The sequence below is a fragment of the Candidatus Nitronauta litoralis genome, assembly GCA_015698285.1.
Taxonomy (GTDB): Bacteria; Nitrospinota; Nitrospinia; order Nitrospinales; family Nitrospinaceae; genus Nitronauta; species Nitronauta litoralis.
Window position 1 is genome coordinate 1,816,422 of sequence record CP048685.1, and the last position, 25,662, is coordinate 1,842,083.

Sequence of the window (25,662 nt, forward strand, 5' to 3'; positions counted from 1 at the left end):
ACATTAAATTTATAATTACTAAACTTATAGTAGGCTCCGCTCAGCGAAGTGAAGAATCTAGCCTTGGGTTTTATGGGGGTAGGACAATATTCCCCCTTGTAAAGGGGGAAGGCGAAGCCAGGGGGGTTTTTCATCTTCAGTCTGTCTTGTGAAATGGTAGTCATGAAAAAGAAATCCCCACACATTGATTTGCAGACCTTGCGGAGGCTACTTTTGTAACGTCAGCTTCTTATACTTTGACCGTCTATTTTCTTCGCGGCCGCCGAGTTCTTTCTTGCGCGTTTGCTGATACTCTTCAAAATTCCCCTCATACCAGCGAACTTTGTTATCACCCTCAAACACGAGCAGGTGCGTGCAGATGCGGTCCAGAAAAAACCGGTCATGGCTGATGACGAGTACGCATCCGTTGAAATTAAGGATGGCGTTTTCCAGATTGCTCAATGTCGTCACGTCGAGGTCGTTGGTCGGTTCATCCAGCAGCAGCACGTTGCCGGATCGACGCAGTAGTTTGGCGAGGTGTACGCGGTTTCTTTCACCACCCGAAAGTTTGCCGACTTCTTTCTGTTGATCGGTGCCGCGAAAGTTAAAACGCGATACGTAGGCGCGTGATTTCAGTTTGCGTCCGGCGATTTCGATTTCTTCATCACCCTGTGTGATTTCTTCAAACACGGTTTTGTCGGAGGCCAGGTCGTCACGATGCTGATCGACATAGGACAAGGCGACGCTTGAACCGACTTCCAGTGTGCCGGCGTCGGGTTTCTCTTCGCCAACGATCATGCGGAACAATGTGGTCTTGCCGGTGCCGTTAGGTCCGATCAAACCGACGATCGCGCCGCGCGGAATGGAAAAGTCGAGTCCCTCAATCAGTGGGTTGCCGTTGAACCCTTTGCAAAGTCCGCTGGCGACGATAACTTTCTCGCCGAGGTTCGGGCCGGGTTGTATCTGGATGTCGAGCGAGTTGTCGTCCGCTGTCTGCTGGCTTTGCGAAAGTTTTTCGTAATCGCTGATGCGGCTTTTGTTTTTGCCACGACGACCTGCCGGAGTAGCGCGAATCCATTCGAGTTCTTTCTCAAGTCGTTTTTGCATGCCGGAGGCGGCCTTGTCTTTTTGCCGCAGGCGTTCAGATTTTTGTTCCAGCCAGGAAGAGTAGTTGCCTTCAAACGGAATACCTCTTCCGTTGTCGAGTTCAAGAATCCATTTGGTGATGTTGTCGAGGAAGTAACGGTCATGGGTCGAGACCAGAACGTTGCCCGGGAATTCCTGCAGCGTGTTCTCCAGCCAGGCCACCGTTTCTGCATCCAGATGGTTGGTCGGCTCATCCAGCAGGATGATGTCCGGTTTCTGCAAAAGGAGTCGGCATAGGGCAACACGCCGGGCTTCACCTCCGGAGAGCGTTCCCGCTGGCTGATCATCCGCCGGGAGAACCAGAGCATCCATCGCAATCTCGACCTGACGGTCCAGTTCCCATCCGTTGACCGCATCGATTTCATCCTGCAGTCGCCCCATCTTTTCCATGGCTTTTTCCATCTCGTCGTCTTCCATGGGATTGGCCATGCTGGCGCTGACCTCATTGAATTCGTCGATCATTTTTTTGATGTCGCTGAATGCTTCTTCAACAACCTGCCGGACGGTTTTGTCCTTGTCGAGATGGGGTTCCTGATGAAGGAAACCGATTTTGGTTCCCTTCAGGGGTTCCGCCCGGCCATCGAATTCCTTGTCTTCCTGCCCCATGATGCGAAGCAGGGTGGTTTTGCCGGAGCCGTTTTCGCCGACGATGCCGATTTTGGCTCCGTGGTAAAAACTGAGGTTGATATTTTCCAGGACCTTTTTATGTCCGTAGGTTTTGGTCAGTTGACTGATGGAGAAAATGTATTCGCCTGCCATGATGTTTGGTTTCGGGGAGTGAGGTTAAGAGGTGCGGTAAAGGACAAAGTCCAGATCGTCTCGATAAACGAGTTCGATCGCGCAGTTATCAGCGAGCCATTGGAGCGTCCCGCTGCCGTAAAACCCGATATGGGTTGGATCGTTTTTATAATACCAGTCTTTGAAAATTTCAAGGTCCGGTTTGCCACCGGTCTCCGGATAAAATCGGGTCATGATGGCCAGATACCCACCCGGTTTGAGAACACCCAGAATACGATCGATTTCTGATGCCGGTGAATCCAGATGCTCGAACGTTTCCGTTGAAATGACCGCATCAAATTGTTTGCCAGCGTCCCAATCGGGAAAGAAAAATTTGTCGTAGACCGAAGCTGAGTAGCCCTGTCTTTCCAATAGAGTTTTCAGGACCGGTTCGTAGCCGCAGCCAAAGTCCAGTACCGTGCCGGACTTCGGTCCGTATTTTTTTAAAAGGTCCAGTTTGGTTTCGAACATTTGGACATAGCCCTCATTCTCCAGACTGTTTTCATGTTCGAGATAGCGTTTCTTTTCCTCGCCAGGTGAAAGATGGTGACTCGAAGGGACAAAAATGTAGTGACATTGGGTGCAGAGAAAAAAGTCGCGATCACGCGAATGATGAAACCGGTCGGCCGGGCCATTACAAAGCGGGCAGTTCATGTGAGGATTTTGCCACATTTAATGGATATTGGTAAGGAGACATTTGTGTAAGGCCGTATAACTTTATAAATTAAGAATTGTCGAGTTTTAGAAAGTTGTTCTGTTATCCCCTCCCCTTTAAAGGGGAGGGTGCGGGAGGGGTTATCAATACAACCTCCCCTGTATCCCCTCCTTTTAAAAGGAGGGGAAGAATATTGTAAGAAAACCTGGGTTTTTATTTTCTTTTACAAAGACCTTCTTTTGTAAGTAGAGATTGTTTGAGTCTGGTATTGCTTTGTTTTCTCAAAAATCTTCCATTGAAGATGTCCAATGAGATGTATCGTTTTTATTCATTGGAAAACGCGCTGGGGCCGGGCTATAATCCGAAATCACGGATCAAATAATTTAACTTTTAAAACTCTTTTATCAGGAATCGAAATGGTAGCTTACGTCAACGGCAACGGCATCCGCCCTGGCTATGTCATTATCTATAATAAGGATCTTTACCGCGTCATGTCGGCGGAACACCGCACACCGGGCAACAAGCGGGCCTTTTGCCAGGCCAAGCTGCGCAATTTAAATAATGGTAATCAGACAGAAGTGAAGTTCCGCGCGGACGAACAGGTGGAACGCGCCAGTCTGGAACAGATCGAAATGGAATACCTCTATCAGGATACTTCCGGCTATTGTTTCATGAATTGTGAGACTTACGACCAGTTGTTTCTGGATGAATCGGCAGTTGAAGGGGTAAAAGCCTACCTGCTTCCCAACACAAAAGTGGTGGTCGAGTTTCATGATGAAAAACCCATCGGTATCGATCTGCCGGAAACAGTTGAACTGATCGTAACCGACACCGAGCCGCCTCTCAAAGGAGCCACCGCCTCTGGCAGTGGCAAACCGGCGACCCTGGAAACCGGACTTGTCGTCACCGTTCCGAACTTCATCGAAGTTGGCGAAAAGGTGAAAGTTTCAACTACATCCGGCCAGTATCAGGAGCGGGCCAAGGGATAAGGGGTTTTTCTTCCGTTGAGTTAAATGCCCGGTCCGCGTCCACGTTAAAAACCTCGCCTACCCCCTGTAGTTCAACTCTTTGAAGAAAAACGTGTTATTCTTTTTTTTGTTGCATTGAATTGGCGTTGAATACGGAGTAAACTAGACTGACGTTCTGCAGATCATCTGTGGGATTACCAGGCTTGCAATACGCCGTCCCCCCGTTTGACACATCATTAGGAAACTCACCCATGCCTGAAATTGGTTCCGTTGCTCCTCTCGGTATTATGGAAATGGTTTTGCGATCCAGTTGGGTTGCGCAGGCCGTCCTGATTCTTCTGGTTATCTTCTCTGTCGTTTCCTGGGCCATTATCCTGACCAAATGGTCGGGGTTTCGCAAGGCTCAGAAAGAAGATAAAAAATTCCTCGACGTCTTTCACAAGAGTGAAAGCCTTACCAATATTTATAACCTGTCGCGGGAGCTGAAACACAGCCCTGTAGCGCGTGTCTTCCTGACCGGTTACCACGAATTGTATGTGTTCCAGGAGATGGCCCGAGACGAAAGAAAAAACGGATCGGATGTGCTGAGTCAGGTTGATTTAAAAGGAATTGAGCTTGCGCTCAACAAAGCCGTCAATCGGGAAGTGGAGCGGCTGTCGGGCAAACTGGATGTTCTGGCGACCACCGGCAGCACAACTCCTTTCATTGGATTGTTCGGAACGGTCTGGGGCATCATGCATTCGTTCCGGGTGATTGGTGTCAAGGGTTCGGCCAGTATTGGCGGAGTTGCGCCGGGTATCGCAGAAGCCCTTATCGCCACTGCCGCCGGTCTTTTGGCCGCCATTCCTGCCGTAATCTTTTATAACCTGCTGAACAACCGCGTGAGAATTCTTGGCGGAGTGATGGATGACTTTTCCCGAGACTTCGCCTACATGGCTGAGAAAAACTTCATGGAGCCGTCGAAGGTACGGCGTCAACCTGAAACTGAAATGTCGGTGGAATGATGCGGCGTGATCGCGATTACAGGTTAATGGCTGATATCAATGTGACGCCGTTGGTCGATGTGATGCTGGTGCTGCTGGTCATTTTCATGATCACCGCACCCTTGATGCAACACGGTATCGATATTGAACTGCCACAGGAGACAACGTCAGCGGTGCAGGTATCGGACAAGACCCCGACGATTTCCCTGAAACCCAACCGGTCAATTTACTGGGATAAAGACAAGGTTTCTACCTTGCCAAACCTGACCGAAAAGCTTAAGCGGTACCAGTCTTCCAAAAAGGATGGGGCGATTTATTTCAGGGCAGACCAGTCACTGGATTACGGATTTGTGATGAAAGTCATGGCCACCATTCGCCGTGCCGGCGTACAGAATATTGGCATGATCACTGAACCTGAACAATGAGTCACGCACAACCCCAACCTGTTTCCAGATACAACGAGATGCTGGTGCTCTCGGTCTTTATTCATTGCCTGATTCTAGGGAGCATTATGTTCATCCCGACATCCAACTGGAAAAACAAGGTGGTGAAGCCCGCAACCCTGCAGGTAAAGTTTATCGAAAATCCGGGAGTGAAACCCTCCAGGCCGGTGCCGCCCAGGCCTGTCGAGACTAAAGTGAAACCAGCGGTCCAGAAGCAACCACCGCCATTGGCTAAAAAACCGATTGCAAAGCCAATAAAAAAAGCCGCCTCCGCGAAACCGGTGAAGAAAGTAGCGGTCAAGAAGCCGAGTAAAATCAAGAAGCCGGCACCGGTTAAAAGCCAATCGGCAAAACCGGTGGCCAAACCCAAAAAAACACCCGTCCGTTCGGTTAAGAAAATTCCAGAGAAGCCTGCTCCGGCTCCAAGGCCCGTGATCGTGCCTCCAGCGTCTCAATCGAAAGACCTGTTCAAGGAATTGGACCAGGTGGCATCGCTTCCCAAGAAAAAAGCGGTTCCTGTAAAGCCCAAAAAGACGGACTCATTTTTAGAAGAGCAGGTCAGGGAACTTGAGGCCTTGAAAGCCTCAAATATTTCTCCCAGGGTGACCCGCAGGACACAGATCGAGGTACCGGCTCTGGAAAAATTTCCGAATGCTTCGGCAAGCATTGCAGCAGAGAAACATAAAAAGTTTCAGGAGTTGCTGGCTACCGAGGCAGAGGCAAATCCGGTGGTTGCGTCAGGAGCCAGTAAGTCCCGTCCCAAGGTAATGGAAGACCTGGAGTCAATTTCCCAGTTAAGGGCGGAGCGGACGGTGATCCCGTCACCCGCGACCATACCTAAAACTTTGCCGGCAAATTCCGGGGTTGCCCAGACCAGGGAGATGGAGAGTATCAAGCAGGAGCTGGCTTCCCTCAGTGAGGGCGAAATCAAGGTGGATATCAAAGTGGGCGCTCCGGCAAAAAAGGACTCCTCTGCTCCCGCGTTTAAAAGTCAGACGCGCGGACTTAGTGCCCTGGATCCGACCAAAAATTATGTCGTGGCTACATTGCCAATGAAGCTGACCAAGCCACCGGCGGGGGGGTCTCCTGAAGCTGACCGGCTTTCTGAATATGTGGCGACGATTCAGGAAATTGTCTATAGCAATTGGAAAAGCCCTGTTGGGGCAGAGCATAACCAGGTGCGCGCTTCCTTTGTCGTTTTCCCTGCCGGGAAAATTGATCGTCCATCACTCGTTCAAAGTTCTGGAAATGAAGTGCTGGATAATCTTGCGCTTCGAGCGATCAGCGCGTCTGAACCGTTTCCTCCATTCCCAAAGGAATTGAAGGAGCCGAATCTCCACATCGTCGTTCATTTTCGTTATGTTTACCAGGAAGAGTAGGGCAAGTCTGGTTTCTGCCTGTTTATTGACGGCAGTGCTGTTTGGAGACTGCCAACAGGTTGTGGCGGAGTCCGATGCTTATATTGAACAAGCAGCTCCACTGGAAGCCGAGGAGGATATTTCGATAAGTCAGTCCGGTCCTTCAGCACCGGAATCTGTTCCTCCCGATTATCTGGAGGACCCGGTAGACATATCGAAAATGTCCCTTGTCGGAGCACTTTTGTTTTCAAAGTATGTGCACGAGGTGAAGGACAAGATATTTAAAAACTGGGGTTCACCGGAAGGCGCGGCGAATGCCCGTTTACTTGCCTCGGTTCGGGTTTTCCCAAAGGGAAACATAGACCACCCGACCCTGGTGCAAAGTTCAGGGAATAAAAAATTGGATCATCTGGCCCTTGAAGCCATTCGAGCTTCTGAACCGTTCCCGCCATTTCCAAAGGAACTCAGGGAACCTAACCTTAAAATTGTCGTCCACTTTGACTATGTCTATTATGAAGAAGAATTCCAGGAAAATGAGCTTTCGAAAGAAGAGTTTTTTTAATCTGCTACAAAGCGGTTTATTTATAGCCACATTGATTTTCGGCACGAAGCTGGTTTTTGCGCAATCTGATGTTCTCATTGACCTTTCAATGGAGACCCAGCCGGAAGTCCGTATTGCTGTGCCTGAATTTGAACAGTTAAAGGGCAGCAGTGATTCCAGCGGTCTGGGTCGTGAGGGTCGCGAAATTCTAGAGAACGATCTCAAGTTGTTTGAGTTGTTTCAGCCCGTACGCCACAGCGCCTACAGTTCGCAGGCTTCTCGAGAGCGTGGAACTGGCAAGGTCGACTATTCCGAATGGAATGGTCTCGGTGTGCAATGGTTGATTAAGACCCAGTACCAGGTTGCCAGTTCCGGCAGCAATGTTTTTATCTTTCGGCTTTATGACGTGGTCAACGAACGTTTCATTGTAGGCAAACGGTATCGGGGCAAGCGCCAGTGGGTCAGGCGTATGATGCATCGCTTTGCAGACGAAGTCATGGCTCAATTGACCGGCAAGCGTGGGGTTGCGGAAACCCAGATCGCTTTTCTGGCGCAGCAGGGAAAAAGTGGAAAAGAAATGTATGTGGTGGATTTCGATGGTTACAACTTGAAGAAGGTGACGCGTGAACAATCGGTCATGCTGGCGCCCGACTGGTCTCCGGATGGGAAAGCCATTGTGTTTACTTCCTATCGCGATCACAACCCTGATCTGGTGATGGTTGATCGCTCAGGTAAAAAACGGAAAGTGTTGTTGCAACTTCCCGGTCTTAACAGCGCGCCCGCGTGGTCTCCCGATGGAGAGAAAATTGCGCTGGTGCTCAGTAAGGATCAAAACTCCGAGATTTATCTGCTCGACAAATTTGCTAATCTCAAACGGCTCACCAAGCACTTCAATATCGACACTTCCCCGGCGTGGTCTCCGGACGGAAGAAAAATTGCTTTCGCTTCGGACCGATCCGGAACCGGTGCTCCACAGATTTTTATTATGGATGCCCGTTCGGGCGATAGTGGTGGGGTGAAGCGGATTTCATTTTCTGCTTCCTATAATGACAATCCGGCGTGGTCACCAACCGGTGACAAGATTGCCTATACCGCTTTAGTGAACCGCAAGTTCCAGGTCAAGATATACGATCTGGAAAAAAACCAGACTTATGACCTGACGACCGGAGGGGGAAATAAAGAAGCGCCAGCCTGGTCCCCGGATGGACAGTTTGTGGCCTACCGGGTGGAAAAAGGCGGAAACTCGACCATCCATATTAAACGTGTGGGATCGAAAAAAAGCCGTTCCTTGACGTTTCCGCCGTTGACAGCGTTGAGTCCAACCTGGTCACCCTATTCACGGTAGAAAAAAGTGGTGAGGTCCAAAACTTTTGAAAAATCAGGGGTTTCAGCCCTCTTACATTTACAAGGGGAATAAATATGTTTACGTAGAAGGGCTTGTACGAAAACCCGATTTGCTTTAAAATAATGGCTGGGTACCCGCAACCCTTTGAATTAATTGCTTGTGACGAATCCCCGGAAAAGGGGTGTGTGGGTTTCCCAATCTCCCGCGGGGAGTGGTTTAATGAGGTTAAATTTCTTAAAATTTGTTTAAATTAATATTTCCAGTTTGACGGAAATCTGGATCATGGTTCGGCCTCCAGATACGGGTCGGATACCCGGTGTGGATAGGCTGTTCTCTTGGATTTCCAACTTTCAAATTTTCAAAGAGGTCCAAAGCTATGAAGTTGACGACGAAGAAAAGTTTTACAAGAAGCATTATCGGTCTTGGAATGGCACTGCTGGTAACGGGATTTGCCGCAGGGTGCTCCAAGCAATTGTTACCGCCTGAGATTGAGGCAAATAATGGCGGCTCCGGCATGATGACCGGGCTGTCTGATAATGGCGGCGGCATCAATGAGGGTAATGTTGGAGGCGGAAATGCCGGTGGAAGCGGAAGCCCGATTGAAGGTGGTTCTGCAGGACAGGGTTTTAATATCAATGAGCAGAATGAAGGTTTTTCTGGAAGCAGTGGTTCCAACGGTGCCGGTGACCCGATGTTTATTCAGGAAGGAAATATTGCCGAAAGTGACATGGGTCATGCAGGCTCCGGACCTGAATTCTCTGGCAGCGGTGATCAGGATTTCGGTTCAGGCTCCGGGATGCCTGGAGATGGATATACCGGGAAAGCTCCGAGGGATGGCATGGCCTCTTCGGATTCAAGTGGCGGTTCGTTCGATAATTTCGGCACAGGAGCCCAGGCTGGTGGTACCGGGCCTCTTGGAGAGGGCACTTCGAAACTGGATCATCCGGCTGGAACCCATCATCCTTTTCATGAAGGTCCAAACGGTGGCTCCACAGGATCTTCCGTAGGTGCTGGTAGCTCTGGGGGTATGGGAGGCATGGATCCACAAGAAGCCCGTCTGGCAGATTTTACTGATACCACGGATTTGAGTGATATCCATTTTGCCTACGATCAATACGATCTTACAGAGGAAAGTAAGCAGATTCTGCGCACCAATGCTGAATGGATGAAGTCCAATCCGTCGGCTCGAATCGAAATTCAGGGGCATTGTGATGAACGCGGAACAAATAACTACAATCTCGGACTGGGTGAACGCCGTGCTCTGAGCACCAAGAAATTCCTCACAGCCCTGGGTGTTGATGCCAACCGCATTTTTACCATCAGCTATGGCGAGGAAAAACCATTTTGCTTTGATAGCAATGATGCCTGCTGGAATGAAAACCGGCGCGCTCATTTCATGGTTGCTCGTTAGTCGTTTCACCGACAACACTATCATTAGTTCTCTTCGTCGTTCGGCCGCAATGGGGATGTTCTCATTGCGGCCGATTTTTTTTGCCCTGTCCGGTGTGCGTTAAGATGCCTGTAATCGTTCAAGAAATTTTTTTGACGCCAAATAACACCTCATCTGTTGAGAAAGAAAAGTCAGTTTCCCGGTTTTCTCCAAAAGTCAGGCTGGGCCTTCAATTTAGCTGACTTTAGATTTTAGAATCTTCAGGCATTTCGTGGTACGCTAAAAATTCTCAGGGGATTTCCCCGGCAATTAATTAAATTCAATCCCCACCGCAGCAAAGAACCAAACTTAAACCTCAAGAATGTCTGTTCCATGTTTCCCGTCAGCGGTGCGCAAGCACCCCATCGTCAACTCCTTTCCGGAAGTGAACTATGAAACGCCTTTTTAACTTTTTTTGGATCTGTACTTTCCTGTCTTTGGTTTTGGGGGTGAATCCCTCTTCAGCCCAGTTATTTGGCAGTGATGAAAAAAACTGGGAGAAAGTTTTAATTGAACTAAAAAAAATTAATGCCCGGCTGGTGTCATTGCACAACAAGGATTTGCCGACGTTGCACCACAATCAGGCTGAAATGATGGATCAGGTTGGAAGCCTGCGCAGCATGTTGCCTTCTATCCAGGGAAAAATGGAAGAACTGAGATCCAACCAGTCGGAGCAATTGACTTCGGTGCAGGCACGTATTGGGCAGATCGAAACGTTCGTTCAGGGTGAAATGACCCGGCAGGCGGACCTGCAAAAAGGCGAGATGAACGGATTTAAAGTCGATGTGGCTGCTAAATTTGACCAACTCCGCCAGGGGATGGCGCAGGATATGGAGCAACTCGCCGCATCCAACCAGGGTCAGTTCGATCAGATGACCCAGAATAACCAGGCCGCGCTGGATGCGATGAAGCTCCAAATGGACAAGCAGGCCGACATGACCGTAAAAGTAATCGGCCAACTGACCAAAATTGTGGACGCCAATGCCAATCAGTTCCAAACACTCAATACCCGTCTGGACAGTCTTCAGCAAATGATTACCGCTAACTCTCAGGCATTGAATGCAGGTTTTGTTTCGATTGAATCCAATAATCGCGTGGTCAACGCCAACACGGATACCATCACCCGTGTACTCAAAAAAGGATTCACGGAACAGGAAAAAGTCCAAGCCGCTGTCGCTTCCATTGGTACTGAAATGTCCAAGGCCGGAGGGAATATCAAGTTGACACGGGATGCTATCGGAGCACTCAAGGACATACTCGATCCCAAACTGGATGTGATAGCCAATGGCCAGGCGGCCTTACAATCCAATATGCTGGGTGGACAAAAACATATCGCTGACCAGGTAGGAGCGATACAGTCCGGTCAGGTACAAATCACCGAGCGTTTTAACAAACTGGTCGAAACAACCCAGGCGATGCTAACGCGTTCCGGCCAGGTGGGAGAACGGCTGAACCAGCTTGGAGGAAAGCTTGAAACGGGTCAGGGCGATGTGCAGTTGAACAACCAGAAGCTGGGGAAACTCATTGACATCCTGAAAGCCATGGCGCAGGAGCAACAGAAGTTTGACCACTTGATCACAGGCCAGGGTCAGATCCAAACAGCCCTCGCAGGAGACAAACAGAAGATCGAGAATATAATCCTCGGCCTCGGGCAGGTTCACAAGATGGTTTCGGGTGAAGAGCAGAAGTTGAACCAGCTGATCAATGGGCAGAACGAAGTTCGTAAAGCGGTCATCGCTTCTTCTGCGCAATCCGGGCAGGTGTTGTCGGCAAGTCTGCAGGTGGAAAAAGCGGTGTCCGGAACTTCCGCAAGGATGGAACAAATCCTCAAAGGCAATCAGGTATTCAAGGATGCTCTCGTTGATTTAAGGAAGAAAGCTAATGTCAACATTTCACGTAATGATGCTATCCTTAAGGCCCTGAAACCGTAGGACCTGTTGAGTCACGGGCGGAAGCAGCACGTACAGCAACAAGTCGCTGATGTTTTTTAACAGGGCATGAAGGTGCTGCCCTCTTCAAAATTTTTTGCTGCACTATGGCACGAACAAAAACTGAATACGTTTGCCAGAGCTGTGGTCACAAAGTCCCCAAGTGGCTAGGCAAGTGCCCGGAGTGCGGCGATTGGAACACCTTTGCCGAGGAGGTCACTCGCCCAGCCTCTTCCTCTGCTAAACTGCGCAGCCGTTCCAACACTACCGCGCCTCCCAAAGTAATGTCGATCACGGATGTTGCCCCGGCCTCGTCTACGCGATTAGGCTCCGGAATCGGCGAACTCGATCGGGTTCTGGGCGGCGGCCTGGTCCCCGGTTCCCTGATCCTTCTGGGTGGTGATCCAGGGATTGGAAAATCTACTCTGGTGTTGCAAAGCCTGTTTGAAATGGCCAATGCAGGCAATCCGGTACTCTATGTTTCCGGCGAAGAATCTCCCGAACAAATCCAACTGAGAGCCAGCCGGCTCAACCGCCTTTCCGAAAACTTTCGCGTTTTTTCTGAAATCTGCCTGGAAGATATTCTTCGTGTTCTTGATGAAGAGAACCCGTCTGTTCTTGTGCTCGATTCCATTCAGACTTTTCACACAGCAGATCTCCCTTCAGCTCCGGGCAGTGTGGGGCAGGTGCGCGAGGTGGCTTTCAAGGTATTTCAGGAATGCAAAAGCCGCGGACTGCCAGTCTGGATCATCGGTCACATTACAAAAGAAGGAGCGATTGCCGGACCCAAATCGCTTGAGCATATTGTCGACACGGTGCTCTACTTCGAAGGGGAACGCGGCAATCATTTCAGAATTTTAAGAGCGATCAAAAATCGTTTTGGCGCAACACCCGAGATGGGGGTGTTCGAGATGAGCGACGAAGGCTTGAGGCCGGTGGAAAATCCTTCTGAATTGTTTCTGGCGGAACGACCGGCAGAGAGTCCGGGTTCCGTTATTGTCACCACCCTGGAAGGAACGCGTCCACTGCTGGTCGAAGTGCAGGCCCTGGTCAGCTCCTCCGCATCGGTAGGCATACCCCGCCGCATGGCCTCGGGTGTTGATCCCAACCGCATGTCCCTGCTGGTGGCCATCCTTGAAAAACGGCTGGGATTGCACTTGCAGGGTGAAGACATTTTCGTCAATATTGCGGGAGGATTAAAAGTGGCGGAACCGGGAATTGATCTCGGGTTGGCGGTCGCCATCGCCGGCAGTTTTCAGAACAAAGCGATTGATCCTTCGACCGTGTTGATTGGCGAGGTGGGGTTGACCGGAGAGGTACGTTCGGTAGGTCAGCTTGAAATCCGCTTGCATGAAGCGTCCCGCCTGGGTTTCACCCGTTGTCTGGTGCCCAAGGTGAACAAGAACGCCAACCTCAAGCCGCCAGCCGGATTACAGTTGGTGCAGGTGGCCTCTCTGGAACAGACTTTCGATACCGTGTTTGAATAGGATGAAAACATGAGCGGTTGGCAACATGTTGCAGCGATCATCACCGCAGGCGGACGAGGTGTTCGTATTGGGGGGGATGTACCCAAACAGTTTCTGGAACTGAATGGGAAACCGATCCTCGAACATACACTCGAAAATTTCAAGACGACCGGTCTGCTCGATGAAGTGGTATTGGTGGTGCCAGCAGACTCGGTAACACAGGTAGAGCAGGACTATAAAAGGTTTGATGGCTGGCTGACCCGCGTGGTGGCCGGGGGTTCTGAACGACAGGACTCCGTTGGCAACGGGTTGGATGCCCTGGGTCCGGAAGCCGATATCGTGCTGGTTCACGACGGGGTCCGCCCGTTTGTGACTTACGAGATGCTGTATCAATCCATCGAAACCGCGCACGCGGAAGGTGGTGCAATCTGTGCTATTCCTGTGAGCGACACTTTGAAACGCGCAGACGAAAAAGGCGTGGTGTCCGAGACGGTGGACCGCCAGGGTTTGTGGCGTATGCAAACTCCACAGACATTTTCCCGTCCGGTTTTAAAAGAAGCATTCGACCAGGCCCGGTCCGATGGATTTTATGGCACCGATGAAGGTATGCTGGTAGAACGTATCGGGCGGCCGGTAAAACTGGTGACCGGCTCCGAGTTCAATATCAAGATCACCCGTCCTGAAGATCTGGTGCTGGGACAACGCATCGCCGCTTTCTGGCAGGACTATGTGAGGCAGACGCAATGAAAAGTTTTCTGGTGGCAATGGCTGGCCTGGTCAGCCTGATATACTTGGTAAATCCAGGCGCAGGAATTATTGAAATCATTCCGGACAACATGCCGATAATTGGTAATCTCGATGAAGGTACCGCCGCTGCTGTCCTGCTGGCCGCGCTTCGCTATTATGGAGTGGATCTCACCGGTTTTCTCCGTAAGGGAATTAAAGAGCCTGATGAAAAAGATTCCCCGGAAAACGACAGGAAATGATTTTCATTTGCTCCGCTTCCTCTGAAATGGCATCTAATCCTTGATCAACAAATACGCCATCCGTTACCTGGCCCAACTCATTTTTCGAAAAATCACTGGAAGGAGAATCCCCATGTTATCCGTAGGTACAGAAGCCCCCGATTTCCTGGTCAACGATCACAACGGCAACCGCATTAACCTTAAGGAACTGCGCGGAAAGAAGGTCATCCTCTGGTTTTATCCAAAGGCGGACACCCCCGGCTGTACGATGGAAGGAAAAGGCTTCCGGGATGACTATATGAAACTTCAGGCCAAAAACACGCAGGTGTTAGGGGTCAGCCTGGACAATGAAGCCGACAACAAGGCCTTCGCGGAAAAGTTTGAATTTCCTTATCCGTTGTTGTGTGATGTGGGCCGCGAAATTTCCATGGCGTATCATGCCATTCAGAGCAAGGACGATGGCTACGCCAACCGGATCACTTACGTGATCGACGAGCAGGGAATAATTGCCGAAGCGATTGAAGAGGTGGACACCAAAACCCATTCCAGTGATTTGTGCTCACGCCTGTGAGCGGGATGAATTTGTAGAAGATCAAAATCCTGTATAGGTGGGGATAAATCGAAAGGTTTAATTTTTTCCCTCCCCTTGTAAGGGGAGGGTGTGGGAGGGGGCATGAATACAACCTCCCCTGTATCCTTTCCTATATTAAGGAGAGGAAGTTTAGATAAAATTTCCGTTTTTTTTGATTTATTAATGCTCCGTATTAAATAACACGCATCCCGTAATCTCAGTGAATAAACAAAGCCGAGGCTTGACCACCAAGGCCGGGGCAGATACTATACGGGTTTTTTAACACTGGAGTTGAAATGGCCTACAAGGATTATATTAAGTTCGTCAATAAGCTGAGTCAGAAGGAACGCAGCACCAAGCGTTCCATCATGCGCGAACCGATTTCCCAGGTCGATTTCGACAAGATCAAAAATGTCGCCGACCTTGTCGATGCCTATAAAGACTCTTCCATCCAGGCCCGCAACGTAGGCACCTGCGCAGATATTTTCGTCCGTATGCTTCAGGATAAAGAACGACCCACTATCATGCTGGGTCTGGCCGGACCCCTCATCGCCGCAGGCTTGAGGAAGGTGTTGCGCGACATGATCCACCACAACATGGTGGACGTGATTGTTTCAACCGGTGCCATTCTCTACCAGGATTTTTATCAGGCCCTGGGCGCCCAGCATTTTCGCGGCTCGGCAGAAGCAGACGACACGGTTCTTCGCGACCTGTTGATCAACCGGATTTACGACACCTATGTCGACGAAGAGAAGTTTGCTGAATTCGATTCGCTCATTGGGGAATTTGCAGACAGTCTGGAGCCGCGTTCGTATTCGTCCCGGGAATTCATTGGTAAATTGTCTGAGGTGGTAGACGACAAGAATTCGATTCTGGTGACAGCCCGTAAGAAAGGCGTGCCCATCTTTTGTCCTGCGATCAGTGATTCGAGTATCGGGATAGGCCTGACCGAGCATTACTTCCAGGCGAAGAAAAACGGAAGACAGCCCATCACCATCGATACGATCCGCGATAATTACGAAATCACACAGATGGTGGTGAAGTCCAAACGCACCGCCGCGTTTTATGTCGCAGGCGGGGTGCCTAAAAATTATATTAACGATTCGATTGTGATGTCTTATGTTTTTGGCAAAAGTACCGGCGGACACAAGTACGCACTGCAAATGACCACCGATTCCCCGCACTGGGGCGGGTTGAGCGGCAGTACCCTGGCCGAAGCGCAGTCCTGGGGGAAAATCAACAAGAAGGCCAACTTCTGCCAGGCCTTTGTCGAGCCCAGTGTCTCCCTCCCTCTTATCGCCGGCTACGCCATGCAGAAAAAAGCAGCCAAAGCCCGCTCCCGACTTTCGATCAAATGGAATGGCGACAAATTAAAAGAACTGAAAGTGGTTAAGAAGAAAGCCCGTTAGATTTACTATTCTTTGCCCGCAAAAATTTTAGTACTCAGGACTCATCCATATAGAATTTAAAATCGGTATAGCCTTTCTTTTCAAAAGAATACCACGAACTCATATCAGCTTCCTCGGCTAGAGGCCAACCGTTTCGAAATCGATCTACAAGATCGGGATTACTGATAAAGTGACGGCCAAATGCTATCAAATCAGCTTTGTTTTCCTTAACAGCGTTTTCTGCTGTTTCCTGAGTATAGCCACAGTTTCCTATGATTGGCCCTGAAAAAACTTCCCGGAATTCATTTAACACCATGGGCTCTCCAAGTTCATGAAAACCAAATGCAAGACCATCAATGACATGAAGGTAGGCCAATCCAGTTTTATCCAGTTGCCTTGCTAAATAGATAAATGTTTCCCTGAAATCAACAGAACCCATGTCGTTAAAATTTCCATTTGGACTTAGCCGGACTCCCACTCTGTTCGCTGGCCAGACTTCTGTTACCGCCGTCACTATTTCAAGTAGTAATCGACAACGATTCTCCAAACTTCCCCCGTATCGGTCTGTGCGTTTGTTGGTTTTAGATTGCAGAAATTGATCCAGGAGGTATCCATTTGCGCTATGGATTTCTATTCCATCGAAACCCGCCTCCTTAGCCCTAATGGCCCCTTTTCTGTGGTCTTCGACAATTGCGGGAATTTCACTTTCTTTGAGAGCTCGAGGGGTTTCGAAATCCTTCTTCCCCTCAGGAGTATGTATGTATTCCCCGTTTATTTTTATTGCAGAAGGAGCAACAGGGAGTTCTCCATCATGGAAAGCACTGTGCGAGGCACGACCTGTATGCCACAACTGTAAAAATATTATTGACTCATGGTCGTGAACTGCCTTGGTGATTTTTTTCCAGGCTTGGCTCTGTTCTTCATTGTAAATTCCTGGCGAATTGATCCAGCCGATTCCCTGTTTTGAAATTACAGTAGCCTCCGAAATGAGAAGCCCTGCTGTTGACCTTTGCACATAATATTCTTCCATTAAGTCGTTCGCCATTCGTTCCCTTCCCGCTCGGGCTCTTGTCATAGGTGCCAAAACCACCCTGTTTTTCAACGTAAGGTCTCCTATTTGAAAAGGGCTGAGTAATTTTTTTGATTCCCTATTTTGATAGGGAGTGCGGGCGTCGTGATTTTCCAGAACTTCGCGAGCACTGTTGTTAACTTCGGGTTCCAATAAATGTTTTGCCATGGTTTCGCTCCTTTTGGGTATCAGTAAAACCCCCCTCAATAAAGAGGGGGACTCTTGATTTGTTAAAACGAAAGGGAATTGCCTCTCGGGTTCTGGAAATTAACAGACTGGAAAAACCACTGGTTTTCGGAACAGGGTTTTCCTTTATCCATTTATATCCAGAGGTGACGGTCTCTCCTGCATCCCTTCCGTCTCAGGGGGAATAAAATCTTCCGACAGTTGACTGATGTTTATTAAGAAGATGCCGTTGCTAATTCTCTTTGTGAAATAAAAGCTACAGCCTCCTCAGTGGACCAGACGGTATTGGCAAGGAATCGAAAATTGGTTGTGGCTGCATCATAACCATTGCCTTCCGGAACCTTTGCGGCGGCAGTTGCATCCTTAACAACAGCAACTTCGAATCCCTGCTCCAGTAACTCTCTCAGGTGGCTTTCGACACAGAGATTGGCGGACATTCCGGCAAGAATAACCCTGTCGATTCCTCGCTTTCGCAATTGCAGAACGAGGTCGTTGGTTTCTGGTCCATACACTTTGTGAGGGCTAACTACGATGGTATTTTCATTTTCAATATACGGTTTGTAACGCTCCAGCCAATCTGGACCTGAACCCTTAAAGCCTTCAAGATTCAGAGGACCTTTACGGTCGAACATCTGGATACTGTGCATTAGCTTCTCGAGGGATCCCTCGAACTTCCAGCCATGGTCGGTGGGATAGTAGTAATGAGGAGAGATGAAAGTTGGAAGTCTGTTTTCTTTTGCGGCCTGGAATAAAGCTTCAATATTGTTGACTGTATTGTTTTCCTGAACGCTTTCTCCGACCACACCCCAAGCCACTCCCTGGGGGCTCAAAAAATCATTTTGTGGGTCGGTGACGACGAGGGCCGTGTTTTTTGCTTCTACCTGCATACCTGGGTTGGGAAGTGGCATGGTGATTCTCCTTCGTTTACTTGAATTTAATAATGGTGTCTTCAGGGTTGATTCCTTGGATAACGAGTCAAAATCATCCAGGTAAAAGCAGTATCCGTGCCAAAAATAAAATGGTTCGATAAGTCGTTTAAAAACAATAATTTGAATGTTTTGTGGGGTGTTGAAAAATTAACGAAATTTCATTATTTACGAGATTTAAAAAATAAAAGCTAAGGATTGGCGAAATTTCATTAATTTTGAGGCGGGATGCAGAAACACCAGGGCAATGAAGCCGGATTCAAGGAACAACCCTCAACCAGAACATTTCCCGAAAAATTTAAAGAGGTCTTTAATCTGATTATCGTCGGTTACGCCATGCAGAAAAAAGCATCAAAGAATCGCACTCGGCTGTCCGTCCAATGGGACGGCGATCAATTAAAAGAGCTGAAAGTCGTTTAGAAAAAGGGGCGTTAGATTTAAAATTTTTTTATTAAGGCTAAGGGGGCTAACTTGAGGGCGGCTTTCGGTCAGAAGCGGGCATTAAGATTTTATACTGACCTAAATATCCCTAGGTATATCTCTTAGCAGCTTCACGGCCAGGATCTGTTAATTGATAGGCAGCTGTGTATCTTGTTCTGCCAGGAACAGGCTCAAGTAATCCATTTTTAACTAGGTCCTGTAAAATACGCTTCATTCTATTTTCCGATTCGATAAAACATATTTCTCTTGCATGTCTATTTGCGATTTCTTTGTTTGACATTAAATATTGGAGGATTGATTCCTCCGGTGTCGCTAGCGTTTCATGCTTCAATGTAACTTTCACATAGCCGCCAGCTTGTTTAATAATTGGTGGCTTGAGTTTTAAGTTTCTCATTGATTCAAAAGCTGTATTTAGTCCTTCACCTACATCTTTATTTGGTGGATCAGGAAACTTATTAATTAGCCTTACTAAGCCCGGATTTCTAGCAAAACGCTCAGAAAGAATGTTCTCCACTGTTACGTGTCCCGGTAGAGTCCCTGGACTTAACACTTCGACCCTATTGTCAAAAATTCTTATGTGAATGTCGTCTGTAATTGAATAGTCCCTGTGAATTATCGCGTTGGTTAAGATTTCGTGGATGGCTTCATGTGGATAATTTACGGGGATTAATCCATCGCTTGTTTGTAATCGAACCGACTCTATGATTCTTGTTGTGTTTGCTACTGACGATATTATTTGTTGATATATGCAGCCTTCAATTGATAACGGATCAAAATCCAAAGTCTCTCTAGTTCCTTCTGCATTTGAAGTTTTGTATCTATAAATTTTTAATCCGCTACGCTTTGGAAGAATCGCTTGAGGTTCTTCTGAAAATAGCAGAATTGCTGATACCGTTGGCTTCCCATCTGATAAAAGCATTTGTTTTTTTAACCAAGAAGCTGGTTCCCCAGTAGGGACCACTTCAAGCATAAACTCTATTATATGTTCTGAATTACTAACAACGTCTTCTGGGCAATTAATAAGTTCCGTTTCAAACGAAGTGAGGCCCTTATCTCTACGAAGTGACTGTAGGCGTTCCTCGTCAGTTACTGGAAGACTTTGCGCTCCACGACGTATATAAACTTTGGTATCACTCGCAACTTTCAAATCGCGTGATTTTGCAATTTGCACTTTTAGAACTAAGCCTACGGAGTCGTCATTAGATAGAAATTCATATTGAAAATCATTGCTTAGCGGGAATAACTCTTCAAAAACCTGAATATGGGCATTAGCAGATTCAATATTGTCAAATCCTCGCCATTTTCTAGGTTCATCATCAATACCTATAAACAGATCACCACCTTCGGCATTTGCAAAGGCAGCAATGGCTTTGGTTAATTTGCCAGGAGAAACCTCTATACACTTTAGATCGCAAAAATGGCTTTCCGTTATATTAAGAAGCTTGTCTTTTTCTGCATCAGATATTTTTATTGTATTAATCATATTTTCTGGTATTCCTGTCCCACCTACCGAAGCTGCTAAAAAAACTAGATGTAAGGATTAAAACGTTCAAGGTTCCCTTTGGGTCGTTTGCAGGTTAATGACTCCTTCTATCTATAGCCTGTAAGAATTGCACATTTTACAACTCGCCCTCGCCATTTTACCCGAAATATCGGAAAAGGGAATGGGAAGGTATTTTAAATTAAACTTGTACTTTCCCAGCTATCAATCAAATTCAATATCATCCATTCCCTTATAACCCAGCATGTTGTATTCCTTGAATTCGAGGGGTTCCACTGCCGAGGGATAAATCGTTTCCACAAAGCGGCGGGTTGCAGGGGAGTTCTGATGTTTCGTGATGGCCTGTTCGTCTTCGAAAATCATGATGTGGAGAAAGCGGGTTTCGTCCACGGGTTCCTGCATGGCCATGTAGAGCAGAGTCGAGGGTTCGTTGGCTTTGATATAGGTCACAAACTGGGCAACGGTTTTACGGCATTGTTCCAGTTGGTCCTTGCGCACCTGATAGCGCGCGCTCATGCATACGGGCATGATATGTCCTTTCTTGATTGAGGCATTTGCGTAACTGATAAATCTCCCTGCTTCGCTTCCCTCTTTTAAAGAGGGAATATTGGTTAAACCCAAAATCAGCCGATTTTTTCCTTTCCTTGGAAGGGGAGGGTGCGGGAGGGGTTATCAAAACAACCTCCGATTTATCCTCTTCTTAAAAAAGAGGGAATGTTGTTTCACTCTCGAAACCTGGAAGCCCCCTGCTTCGCTTCCCTTTCGTCGACAAGCTTAGGACTGAACTTCCCCTGAAAAAGTGGACACATCGAGTAATATGTATAAAGCATATTGGAGGTGTGTCAATGGTGAGGAAGCGTCGTAGTTTCAGTAAGGAATTCAAGTTGGAAGCGGTTGGTTTGGTTCTTGAGGGGAATAGTAGCATAGCGCAGGTATCTCGCGATCTTGGTATTCGTGCTTCCCTTCTTGGTCGTTGGAAGCAGGAATATGAGCAGGAGCAAGCCATTACCGTTCAGGAGAAGCTGACTCCTGAAGAGGAATTGAAGCAGTTGAGAAAAGAGAACGCGCAGCTTCGAATGGAGCGAGACATATTAAAAAAAGCGGCAGTCATCTTTTCGAAGGATTCCCAATGAGGTACGGGTTTATACGGGACCATCGAGAAGCATTTCCAGTGAACCAGATGTGCCGGGTGCTGGGAGTGGGCAGAAGTGGGTTCTATGCCTGGCTGAATCGCCCCGAGAGCCTGAGGAGCCGTGAGAATCGCCGGTGGGTAGATGAGATCAAGAAGGTTTATAAAAAGAGCCGCCAGACTTATGGAAGTCCCCGTGTTCATGCGGATTTAAAAGACAAGGGACACGTCATAGGCAAACACCGTGTGGCTCGTCTGATGCGTCTGAATCAGATGGTTTCTAAACACAAAAGAAAGTACAGGGTGACGACGGACTCCAGACATAATCACCCGGTAGCTCAGAACAAACTCAAGCGGAAGTTTAATGTTTCCGGCCCCGGTCAATGCTGGGTATCTGATATCACATATATCCCGACTCGGGAAGGCTGGTTGTATCTGGCGGTGACGTTGGATTTATTCCACCGCAAAGTGATCGGCTGGGCTATGGATCGTTCGATAACCCGTTGGTTGGTAATGAGGGCTTTGAATATGGCGATCAACAACGGCACCTTGAAACCCGGGTTGGTTCATCATTCTGATCGAGGAGTCCAGTACGCCTGCAACGACTTTCAAAGTCTGCTGAAGGCTCATGGAATCGAGTGCAGTATGAGCCGTAAAGGAGACTGCTGGGATAATGCCGTAGCTGAGAGCTTTTTCCGTACTCTCAAAGTGGAACTCACTCATAACCGGAGATACAAAACCCGTCAGGAAGCCCAGGCGGATATTTTTGAATACATCGAAGTGTTTTATAATCGGCAACGCCGTCACTCATACCTCGGTTACCAAAGCCCGGTCGAGTTTGAGAATAGGGCCTTCGCCTCTTAATTAACTGTCCACTAATTCAGGGGAAGTTCAGACCGGTTCTAGGCTCAGGGTGGCAAATTAAGTCAAAGTCCAAGGCGAGATTCTTCTTTGCCTGAAGGCTCATCAGAATGACATGCGATAGTTTTCGGATTTAATAAAATATCAGCCTATCAATCAACATCCTTCATGCTGAGCCTGCGAAGCATCTTGCCTTGGACTTTGTTTTTGGTTTTGGGTAAATACAATTTTCCCTCTTTTTAAAGCCGGTCCCGAGCTTGCCGAAGGGAAGTGCGGTCTCCAAACTTTTGGCATTTGATTTTATGCTTATTCAAACCACTCTTCTACTCAGAAGCTTGATTGGATCATACGTCGAGATAAACCCGGGCGCATTGTATCTCTTCAACGGCTTCCAGCTTTTCCCGAACTTCTTTTAATATGGAAGCGTACTGATCTGCGGGCAAATCCAGGTCGGGTTTCAAAATGGCTTCCACCAACACGTCCCCACTATAGAAATGCAATCGCAGGCGCGTGGGAGTCAATCGATCCGAAAAAGGTTCCAGAGCGGCGGCGGCCAGTCGTCGCAGCTCCAGAGAATCGGTTTGATAAACAGGCTCAATACCGTCCGGTTCTTCGGTATCAATGTGGACCAGAATGTCTTCGACATCGGAAAATTTATGGATCAATCGTTTGCGCAGGTTTTCGCCAATGTGATGCCCTTCGGTAACCGAGCACTCCGGGTCAACCAGGGCGTGCAGGTCGATGAGCACTTCGCCTCCAACCTTGCGGCTCCGCACATCGTGCAGGCTGATGACTCCCGGAATTTCCCTGGCCGCTTCGATGATGGCATCAAGGTCTTCATCATCAATGGCGGTGTCCATCAGGTCACTGACACCTTCTTTGGTGATATCAACCCCGGACTTGGCGATCATCAGGGCGACCACGATTCCGGCGAGTGGGTCCATGATGGGGTAGCCTGCAATGGCGCCGCCAATGCCAACCAGTGCGGCAATGGAGGAGAGGGCGTCGGAACGATGATGCCAGGCATTGGCGATGAGGGTTGGGCTGTTTTCTTCTTCTCCAATTTGCCGCGTGTACCGGAAAAGCCATTCTTTTATCAGGATGGAAATAAAAGCAAATCCCGCTGCGATTTCCATCGCGGTGCGATCCACGACAAATGATTTCATCCCTCCAAAATCTTCGAGAAACGAATGGCCGACTTTGTCGGGTTGCATCAGAAACTGAATGGAGACCCAGGCCAGTCCAATTCCCGCCAGCAGGACACACAACCCGATGAAAGAGGACCCGATGCTCTCCGCTTTGCCGTGTCCGTAAGGGTGATTGGGGTCTCGCGGCAGACGGCCGATTTTATAGGTCAACAGCGCAATACCATCCGTTGCCAGATCCGACAAGGAATGGAAGGCATCGTTCAGGAGCGCAGGACTTCCGCCTAGAACACCGCCGATCAGTTTAATACACGATAATCCCACATTCCCCGCCGCCCCAATCAAAATGACTTTTACACCGGGGGAGATCGATCGGATTATTTTTCGAAGCGGTATCATCTGGTTTTTTTCCCGGGTTTGGGTGAACCGTTTTGCATTAAATGTTTCACTATTTTAACGTTTGCCGCAGGGTACGGGTAGTGGTCCAGTTCAGCCGGTCGCACCCATTTCCATTGTTCGCACTCAGTGGCTCGGATGCGGCCCCTGGTTAATTCACATTCAAACACGTGCAGAGTGACGCGGAACTGGGTGTAAGTGTGCCGAATGGTGAGAATTTTTTCGTCCGGGGTGATGGCAATACCAAGCTCCTCCTGGATTTCCCTCACGAGCGCAGCCTCTGCCGATTCTCCTTTTTCCAGTTTACCACCGGGGAACTCCCACAGGCCGCCCATCAAACCTTTGTGCGGTCTTTGTTGGATAAACACCTTCCCGTTCCGTTTGATCACAGCCGCGCTCACTTCGATCTTTTTTGAAGGCATTTTTGGTTTGGGCGGTGGGTATTGATCCTGTTCCTTGTGCAGGGCGGCATCGCAATTTTTTAAAAGCGGGCAGACCAGACACAAGGGTTTTTTAGGGAGACACACCGTGGCGCCGAGTTCCATAACGGCCTGGTTAAAATCGCCGGGCCTTTTTTTTGGAACCAGGAGGGCCGCCTGTTCCCAAAGTGCTTTTTCAGATTTGGGTGCCGCGCCGTTTTCTTTGATGCGGAACAGGCGTGACAAAACACGTTTGACGTTTCCGTCCAATACGGGAACCGCCTGATTAAAAGCAATGCTGGCGATCGCGCCTGCGGTGTAGCGCCCGATCCCAGGCAGTTGTTTCAGGTCTTCAAAAGTATCTGGAATGGTGCCCTTGTTTTCCTGCTCGACCCATTGCGCAGCCTTGTGCAGGTTACGCGCACGGGAGTAGTAGCCCAGGCCCTCCCAGTGTTTCAAAACTTTCGACAAGGGAGCCTTCGCCAGTTTTTGTATGGTCGGGAAGGATTTCATCCAGCGATTGTAATAGGGAATTACCGTTGCGACCTGTGTCTGCTGCAGCATGATCTCTGAAACCCAGATGCGGTAAGGGTCGAGGTTCTCACGCCAGGGCAGGTCGCGTTGCTGGGTGTCGTACCATTTCAAAAGTGGTTTTGAGATGGAAGCTGGTTTGAAGAGTTGGGACATGTTCAGAGGCTGTCCGAAAAGAGGGCTTTGCGTAACCCGGAAATTAAAGTCCAAGGCGAGATTCTTCGCTTCGCTCAGAATGACAGGTTATTGATTTAATGTGTCACATTCAAGAATGCGAATAGCGGTTCTTGAAAAAAAGAGACTTGTCTCAATCTGTCGAAGTGCAGCCTCCTTATTGTTTCCATTTTAGTAGCACTTATGCAAAAGTCTGGTCCGAAGAGGGGGTGTGGTGATGAAAAAACAGGGATTACACGCCGATGGTGTCTTTGCCCCAGATGTGTTTGTGCAGTTGGGTCTGCATGCGAACCGGTAACTGGTCTTCAAGAATCCACTCGGCCAGTTCGCGCAGGTCCAGTTGTTCAAAAACCGGAGACATCAATATACCTGCCTTGTCCTGAAGTTGATGCCGCTGAATCATGGATCGTGCCCATTCGTAATCTGTCCTGTCTTGCAGAACGAATTTGATTTCGTCTTTGGAATTCAGATGTTCAAAATTTTCCAGGCGGTTTTTATCCACTTCGCCACTGCCCGGGGCTTTCAGATCTACAATTTTGATGACCGCTTCCGGTACCCGGTCGAGTAGCAGCGATCCGCCGGTTTCCAACATGACGGTGTAATCGAGATCGATGAACGCCTGCATCAGGGAATACACACCTTCCTGTAGCAGGGGTTCACCGCCGGTGACTTCGACCAGTTTTCGCGTGGTCGGCGACTTGCCAACATTTCCAAATAACTTTTCGACAGCGGCAACAACCTCCTCTTGCGTCATTGCTTTTCCGCCATGGAATGCGTATTCGGTATCGCACCAGGTGCAGCGCAGGTTGCAACCGGTCAACCGGACAAACGCGCAGGGCAGCCCGGCGTGACTGGATTCCCCTTGAATGCTTTTGAAAATTTCAGTGATCTGGAGCATGGACCTATTGTACTCCAAGTGCGAGAGGGCTTCATCTGCAATGT

At 48.7% G+C, this 25,662-nt stretch carries 24 protein-coding genes; 15 read left to right on the forward strand and 9 right to left on the reverse strand.

Going from position 1 to position 25,662, the window contains the following annotated elements; all coding sequences use genetic code 11:
- Window positions 1-207: 207 nt before the first annotated feature.
- Together ettA and G3M70_08380 are read right to left on the reverse strand one after the other, a co-directional pair.
- The gene (gene ettA / locus G3M70_08375; GenBank protein ID QPJ61887.1) at window positions 208-1,884 is read right to left on the reverse strand and encodes an energy-dependent translational throttle protein EttA; all 1,677 of its coding nucleotides are present in this window, start codon (window positions 1,882-1,884) and stop codon (window positions 208-210) included.
- 24 nt (window positions 1,885-1,908) lie between these two features.
- A complete protein-coding gene (locus G3M70_08380; protein ID QPJ61888.1) occupies window positions 1,909-2,556 on the reverse strand; it encodes a class I SAM-dependent methyltransferase in 648 nt (215 codons plus the stop codon).
- A gap of 417 nt (window positions 2,557-2,973) precedes the next feature.
- On the opposite strand from G3M70_08380, the gene efp reads away from it, so the two are divergent.
- From efp to G3M70_08445, 13 genes are all read left to right on the forward strand, one after another.
- On the forward strand, window positions 2,974-3,546 hold the full coding sequence (gene efp, locus G3M70_08385; GenBank protein QPJ61889.1) for an elongation factor P: 573 nt from the start codon (window positions 2,974-2,976) through the stop codon (window positions 3,544-3,546).
- Window positions 3,547-3,776: 230 nt separating this feature from the next.
- A complete protein-coding gene (gene tolQ / locus G3M70_08390) occupies window positions 3,777-4,529 on the forward strand; it encodes a protein TolQ (protein QPJ61890.1) in 753 nt (250 codons plus the stop codon).
- Window positions 4,529-4,933: a biopolymer transporter ExbD gene (locus G3M70_08395; GenBank protein QPJ63760.1), complete on the forward strand. Its 405-nt coding sequence runs from the start codon at window positions 4,529-4,531 to the stop codon at window positions 4,931-4,933. Before tolQ ends, G3M70_08395 begins: the two co-directional genes overlap by 1 nt.
- Window positions 4,930-6,330, forward strand: coding sequence for a TonB C-terminal domain-containing protein (locus tag G3M70_08400; GenBank protein ID QPJ61891.1), 1,401 nt, complete (start codon window positions 4,930-4,932; stop codon window positions 6,328-6,330). Before G3M70_08395 ends, G3M70_08400 begins: the two co-directional genes overlap by 4 nt.
- Entirely contained in the window at window positions 6,311-6,871 is a 561-nt protein-coding gene (locus tag G3M70_08405; protein QPJ61892.1) for a TonB C-terminal domain-containing protein, read from the forward strand. Before G3M70_08400 ends, G3M70_08405 begins: the two co-directional genes overlap by 20 nt.
- A complete protein-coding gene (gene tolB / locus G3M70_08410; GenBank protein QPJ61893.1) occupies window positions 6,843-8,195 on the forward strand; it encodes a Tol-Pal system beta propeller repeat protein TolB in 1,353 nt (450 codons plus the stop codon). The genes G3M70_08405 and tolB overlap by 29 nt, the downstream gene beginning before the upstream one ends.
- A gap of 376 nt (window positions 8,196-8,571) precedes the next feature.
- The gene (gene pal / locus G3M70_08415) at window positions 8,572-9,606 is read left to right on the forward strand and encodes a peptidoglycan-associated lipoprotein Pal (GenBank protein QPJ61894.1); all 1,035 of its coding nucleotides are present in this window, start codon (window positions 8,572-8,574) and stop codon (window positions 9,604-9,606) included.
- A 410-nt stretch (window positions 9,607-10,016) separates the two neighbouring features.
- Complete coding sequence (locus G3M70_08420) at window positions 10,017-11,555, forward strand: hypothetical protein (protein ID QPJ61895.1); 1,539 nt, start codon at window positions 10,017-10,019, stop codon at window positions 11,553-11,555.
- A gap of 104 nt (window positions 11,556-11,659) precedes the next feature.
- Window positions 11,660-13,039, forward strand: coding sequence for a DNA repair protein RadA (gene radA / locus G3M70_08425; GenBank protein QPJ61896.1), 1,380 nt, complete (start codon window positions 11,660-11,662; stop codon window positions 13,037-13,039).
- A gap of 9 nt (window positions 13,040-13,048) precedes the next feature.
- The gene (gene ispD, locus G3M70_08430; protein ID QPJ61897.1) at window positions 13,049-13,765 is read left to right on the forward strand and encodes a 2-C-methyl-D-erythritol 4-phosphate cytidylyltransferase; all 717 of its coding nucleotides are present in this window, start codon (window positions 13,049-13,051) and stop codon (window positions 13,763-13,765) included.
- Entirely contained in the window at window positions 13,762-14,004 is a 243-nt protein-coding gene (locus G3M70_08435; protein QPJ61898.1) for a DUF1232 domain-containing protein, read from the forward strand. Before ispD ends, G3M70_08435 begins: the two co-directional genes overlap by 4 nt.
- 112 nt (window positions 14,005-14,116) lie before the next feature.
- Window positions 14,117-14,554 carry a peroxiredoxin gene (locus G3M70_08440; protein ID QPJ61899.1) on the forward strand — a complete coding sequence of 146 codons (438 nt, stop codon included), beginning with the start codon at window positions 14,117-14,119 and terminating at the stop codon, window positions 14,552-14,554.
- 296 nt (window positions 14,555-14,850) lie between these two features.
- Window positions 14,851-15,963 carry a deoxyhypusine synthase family protein gene (locus tag G3M70_08445; GenBank protein ID QPJ61900.1) on the forward strand — a complete coding sequence of 371 codons (1,113 nt, stop codon included), beginning with the start codon at window positions 14,851-14,853 and terminating at the stop codon, window positions 15,961-15,963.
- A 34-nt stretch (window positions 15,964-15,997) separates the two neighbouring features.
- On the opposite strand, the gene G3M70_08450 is transcribed toward G3M70_08445, so the two are convergent.
- Together G3M70_08450 and G3M70_08455 are read right to left on the reverse strand one after the other, a co-directional pair.
- Window positions 15,998-17,179, reverse strand: a complete 1,182-nt coding sequence (locus tag G3M70_08450; protein QPJ61901.1) for an alkene reductase — start codon at window positions 17,177-17,179, stop codon at window positions 15,998-16,000.
- A 233-nt stretch (window positions 17,180-17,412) separates the two neighbouring features.
- On the reverse strand, window positions 17,413-18,105 hold the full coding sequence (locus G3M70_08455; GenBank protein QPJ61902.1) for a cysteine hydrolase: 693 nt from the start codon (window positions 18,103-18,105) through the stop codon (window positions 17,413-17,415).
- A gap of 246 nt (window positions 18,106-18,351) precedes the next feature.
- On the opposite strand from G3M70_08455, the gene G3M70_08460 reads away from it, so the two are divergent.
- A complete protein-coding gene (locus G3M70_08460) occupies window positions 18,352-18,543 on the forward strand; it encodes a hypothetical protein (GenBank protein QPJ61903.1) in 192 nt (63 codons plus the stop codon).
- Between the two features lie 109 nt (window positions 18,544-18,652).
- On the opposite strand, the gene G3M70_08465 is transcribed toward G3M70_08460, so the two are convergent.
- Together G3M70_08465 and G3M70_08470 are read right to left on the reverse strand one after the other, a co-directional pair.
- Window positions 18,653-19,930, reverse strand: a complete 1,278-nt coding sequence (locus G3M70_08465; protein QPJ63761.1) for an ATP-dependent DNA helicase RecG — start codon at window positions 19,928-19,930, stop codon at window positions 18,653-18,655.
- 339 nt (window positions 19,931-20,269) lie between these two features.
- Complete coding sequence (locus G3M70_08470) at window positions 20,270-20,593, reverse strand: hypothetical protein (protein QPJ61904.1); 324 nt, start codon at window positions 20,591-20,593, stop codon at window positions 20,270-20,272.
- A gap of 317 nt (window positions 20,594-20,910) precedes the next feature.
- Between G3M70_08470 and G3M70_08475 the strand changes: the two genes are divergently transcribed.
- A protein-coding gene (locus G3M70_08475) for an IS3 family transposase (protein ID QPJ61905.1) occupies window positions 20,911-22,058 on the forward strand; the annotation gives its coding sequence in 2 pieces (ribosomal slippage) (window positions 20,911-21,169 and window positions 21,169-22,058; 1,149 coding nt in all).
- Between the two features lie 341 nt (window positions 22,059-22,399).
- Here the strand turns inward: G3M70_08475 and G3M70_08480 are convergent.
- The 3 genes from G3M70_08480 to G3M70_08490 form a co-directional block, all read right to left on the reverse strand.
- Complete coding sequence (locus G3M70_08480; protein QPJ61906.1) at window positions 22,400-23,599, reverse strand: cation transporter; 1,200 nt, start codon at window positions 23,597-23,599, stop codon at window positions 22,400-22,402.
- A complete protein-coding gene (mutY, locus tag G3M70_08485) occupies window positions 23,596-24,702 on the reverse strand; it encodes an A/G-specific adenine glycosylase (protein ID QPJ61907.1) in 1,107 nt (368 codons plus the stop codon). Before mutY ends, G3M70_08480 begins: the two co-directional genes overlap by 4 nt.
- A 250-nt stretch (window positions 24,703-24,952) precedes the next feature.
- Window positions 24,953-25,618, reverse strand: a complete 666-nt coding sequence (locus tag G3M70_08490; protein QPJ61908.1) for a radical SAM protein — start codon at window positions 25,616-25,618, stop codon at window positions 24,953-24,955.
- Window positions 25,619-25,662 lie beyond the last annotated feature (44 nt).

Coding starts and splice junctions, on each gene's coding strand:
- ettA (QPJ61887.1), bottom strand. CDS start 1,884: ATGGCAGGCGAATACATTTTCTCCATCAGTCAACTGACCAAAACCTAC.
- G3M70_08380 (QPJ61888.1), bottom strand. CDS start 2,556: ATGAACTGCCCGCTTTGTAATGGCCCGGCCGACCGGTTTCATCATTCG.
- efp (QPJ61889.1), top strand. CDS start 2,974: ATGGTAGCTTACGTCAACGGCAACGGCATCCGCCCTGGCTATGTCATT.
- tolQ (QPJ61890.1), top strand. CDS start 3,777: ATGCCTGAAATTGGTTCCGTTGCTCCTCTCGGTATTATGGAAATGGTT.
- G3M70_08395 (QPJ63760.1), top strand. CDS start 4,529: ATGCGGCGTGATCGCGATTACAGGTTAATGGCTGATATCAATGTGACG.
- G3M70_08400 (QPJ61891.1), top strand. CDS start 4,930: ATGAGTCACGCACAACCCCAACCTGTTTCCAGATACAACGAGATGCTG.
- G3M70_08405 (QPJ61892.1), top strand. CDS start 6,311: ATGTTTACCAGGAAGAGTAGGGCAAGTCTGGTTTCTGCCTGTTTATTG.
- tolB (QPJ61893.1), top strand. CDS start 6,843: ATGAGCTTTCGAAAGAAGAGTTTTTTTAATCTGCTACAAAGCGGTTTA.
- pal (QPJ61894.1), top strand. CDS start 8,572: ATGAAGTTGACGACGAAGAAAAGTTTTACAAGAAGCATTATCGGTCTT.
- G3M70_08420 (QPJ61895.1), top strand. CDS start 10,017: ATGAAACGCCTTTTTAACTTTTTTTGGATCTGTACTTTCCTGTCTTTG.
- radA (QPJ61896.1), top strand. CDS start 11,660: ATGGCACGAACAAAAACTGAATACGTTTGCCAGAGCTGTGGTCACAAA.
- ispD (QPJ61897.1), top strand. CDS start 13,049: ATGAGCGGTTGGCAACATGTTGCAGCGATCATCACCGCAGGCGGACGA.
- G3M70_08435 (QPJ61898.1), top strand. CDS start 13,762: ATGAAAAGTTTTCTGGTGGCAATGGCTGGCCTGGTCAGCCTGATATAC.
- G3M70_08440 (QPJ61899.1), top strand. CDS start 14,117: ATGTTATCCGTAGGTACAGAAGCCCCCGATTTCCTGGTCAACGATCAC.
- G3M70_08445 (QPJ61900.1), top strand. CDS start 14,851: ATGGCCTACAAGGATTATATTAAGTTCGTCAATAAGCTGAGTCAGAAG.
- G3M70_08450 (QPJ61901.1), bottom strand. CDS start 17,179: ATGGCAAAACATTTATTGGAACCCGAAGTTAACAACAGTGCTCGCGAA.
- G3M70_08455 (QPJ61902.1), bottom strand. CDS start 18,105: ATGCCACTTCCCAACCCAGGTATGCAGGTAGAAGCAAAAAACACGGCC.
- G3M70_08460 (QPJ61903.1), top strand. CDS start 18,352: ATGCAGAAACACCAGGGCAATGAAGCCGGATTCAAGGAACAACCCTCA.
- G3M70_08470 (QPJ61904.1), bottom strand. CDS start 20,593: ATGCCCGTATGCATGAGCGCGCGCTATCAGGTGCGCAAGGACCAACTG.
- G3M70_08480 (QPJ61906.1), bottom strand. CDS start 23,599: ATGATACCGCTTCGAAAAATAATCCGATCGATCTCCCCCGGTGTAAAA.
- mutY (QPJ61907.1), bottom strand. CDS start 24,702: ATGTCCCAACTCTTCAAACCAGCTTCCATCTCAAAACCACTTTTGAAA.
- G3M70_08490 (QPJ61908.1), bottom strand. CDS start 25,618: ATGCTCCAGATCACTGAAATTTTCAAAAGCATTCAAGGGGAATCCAGT.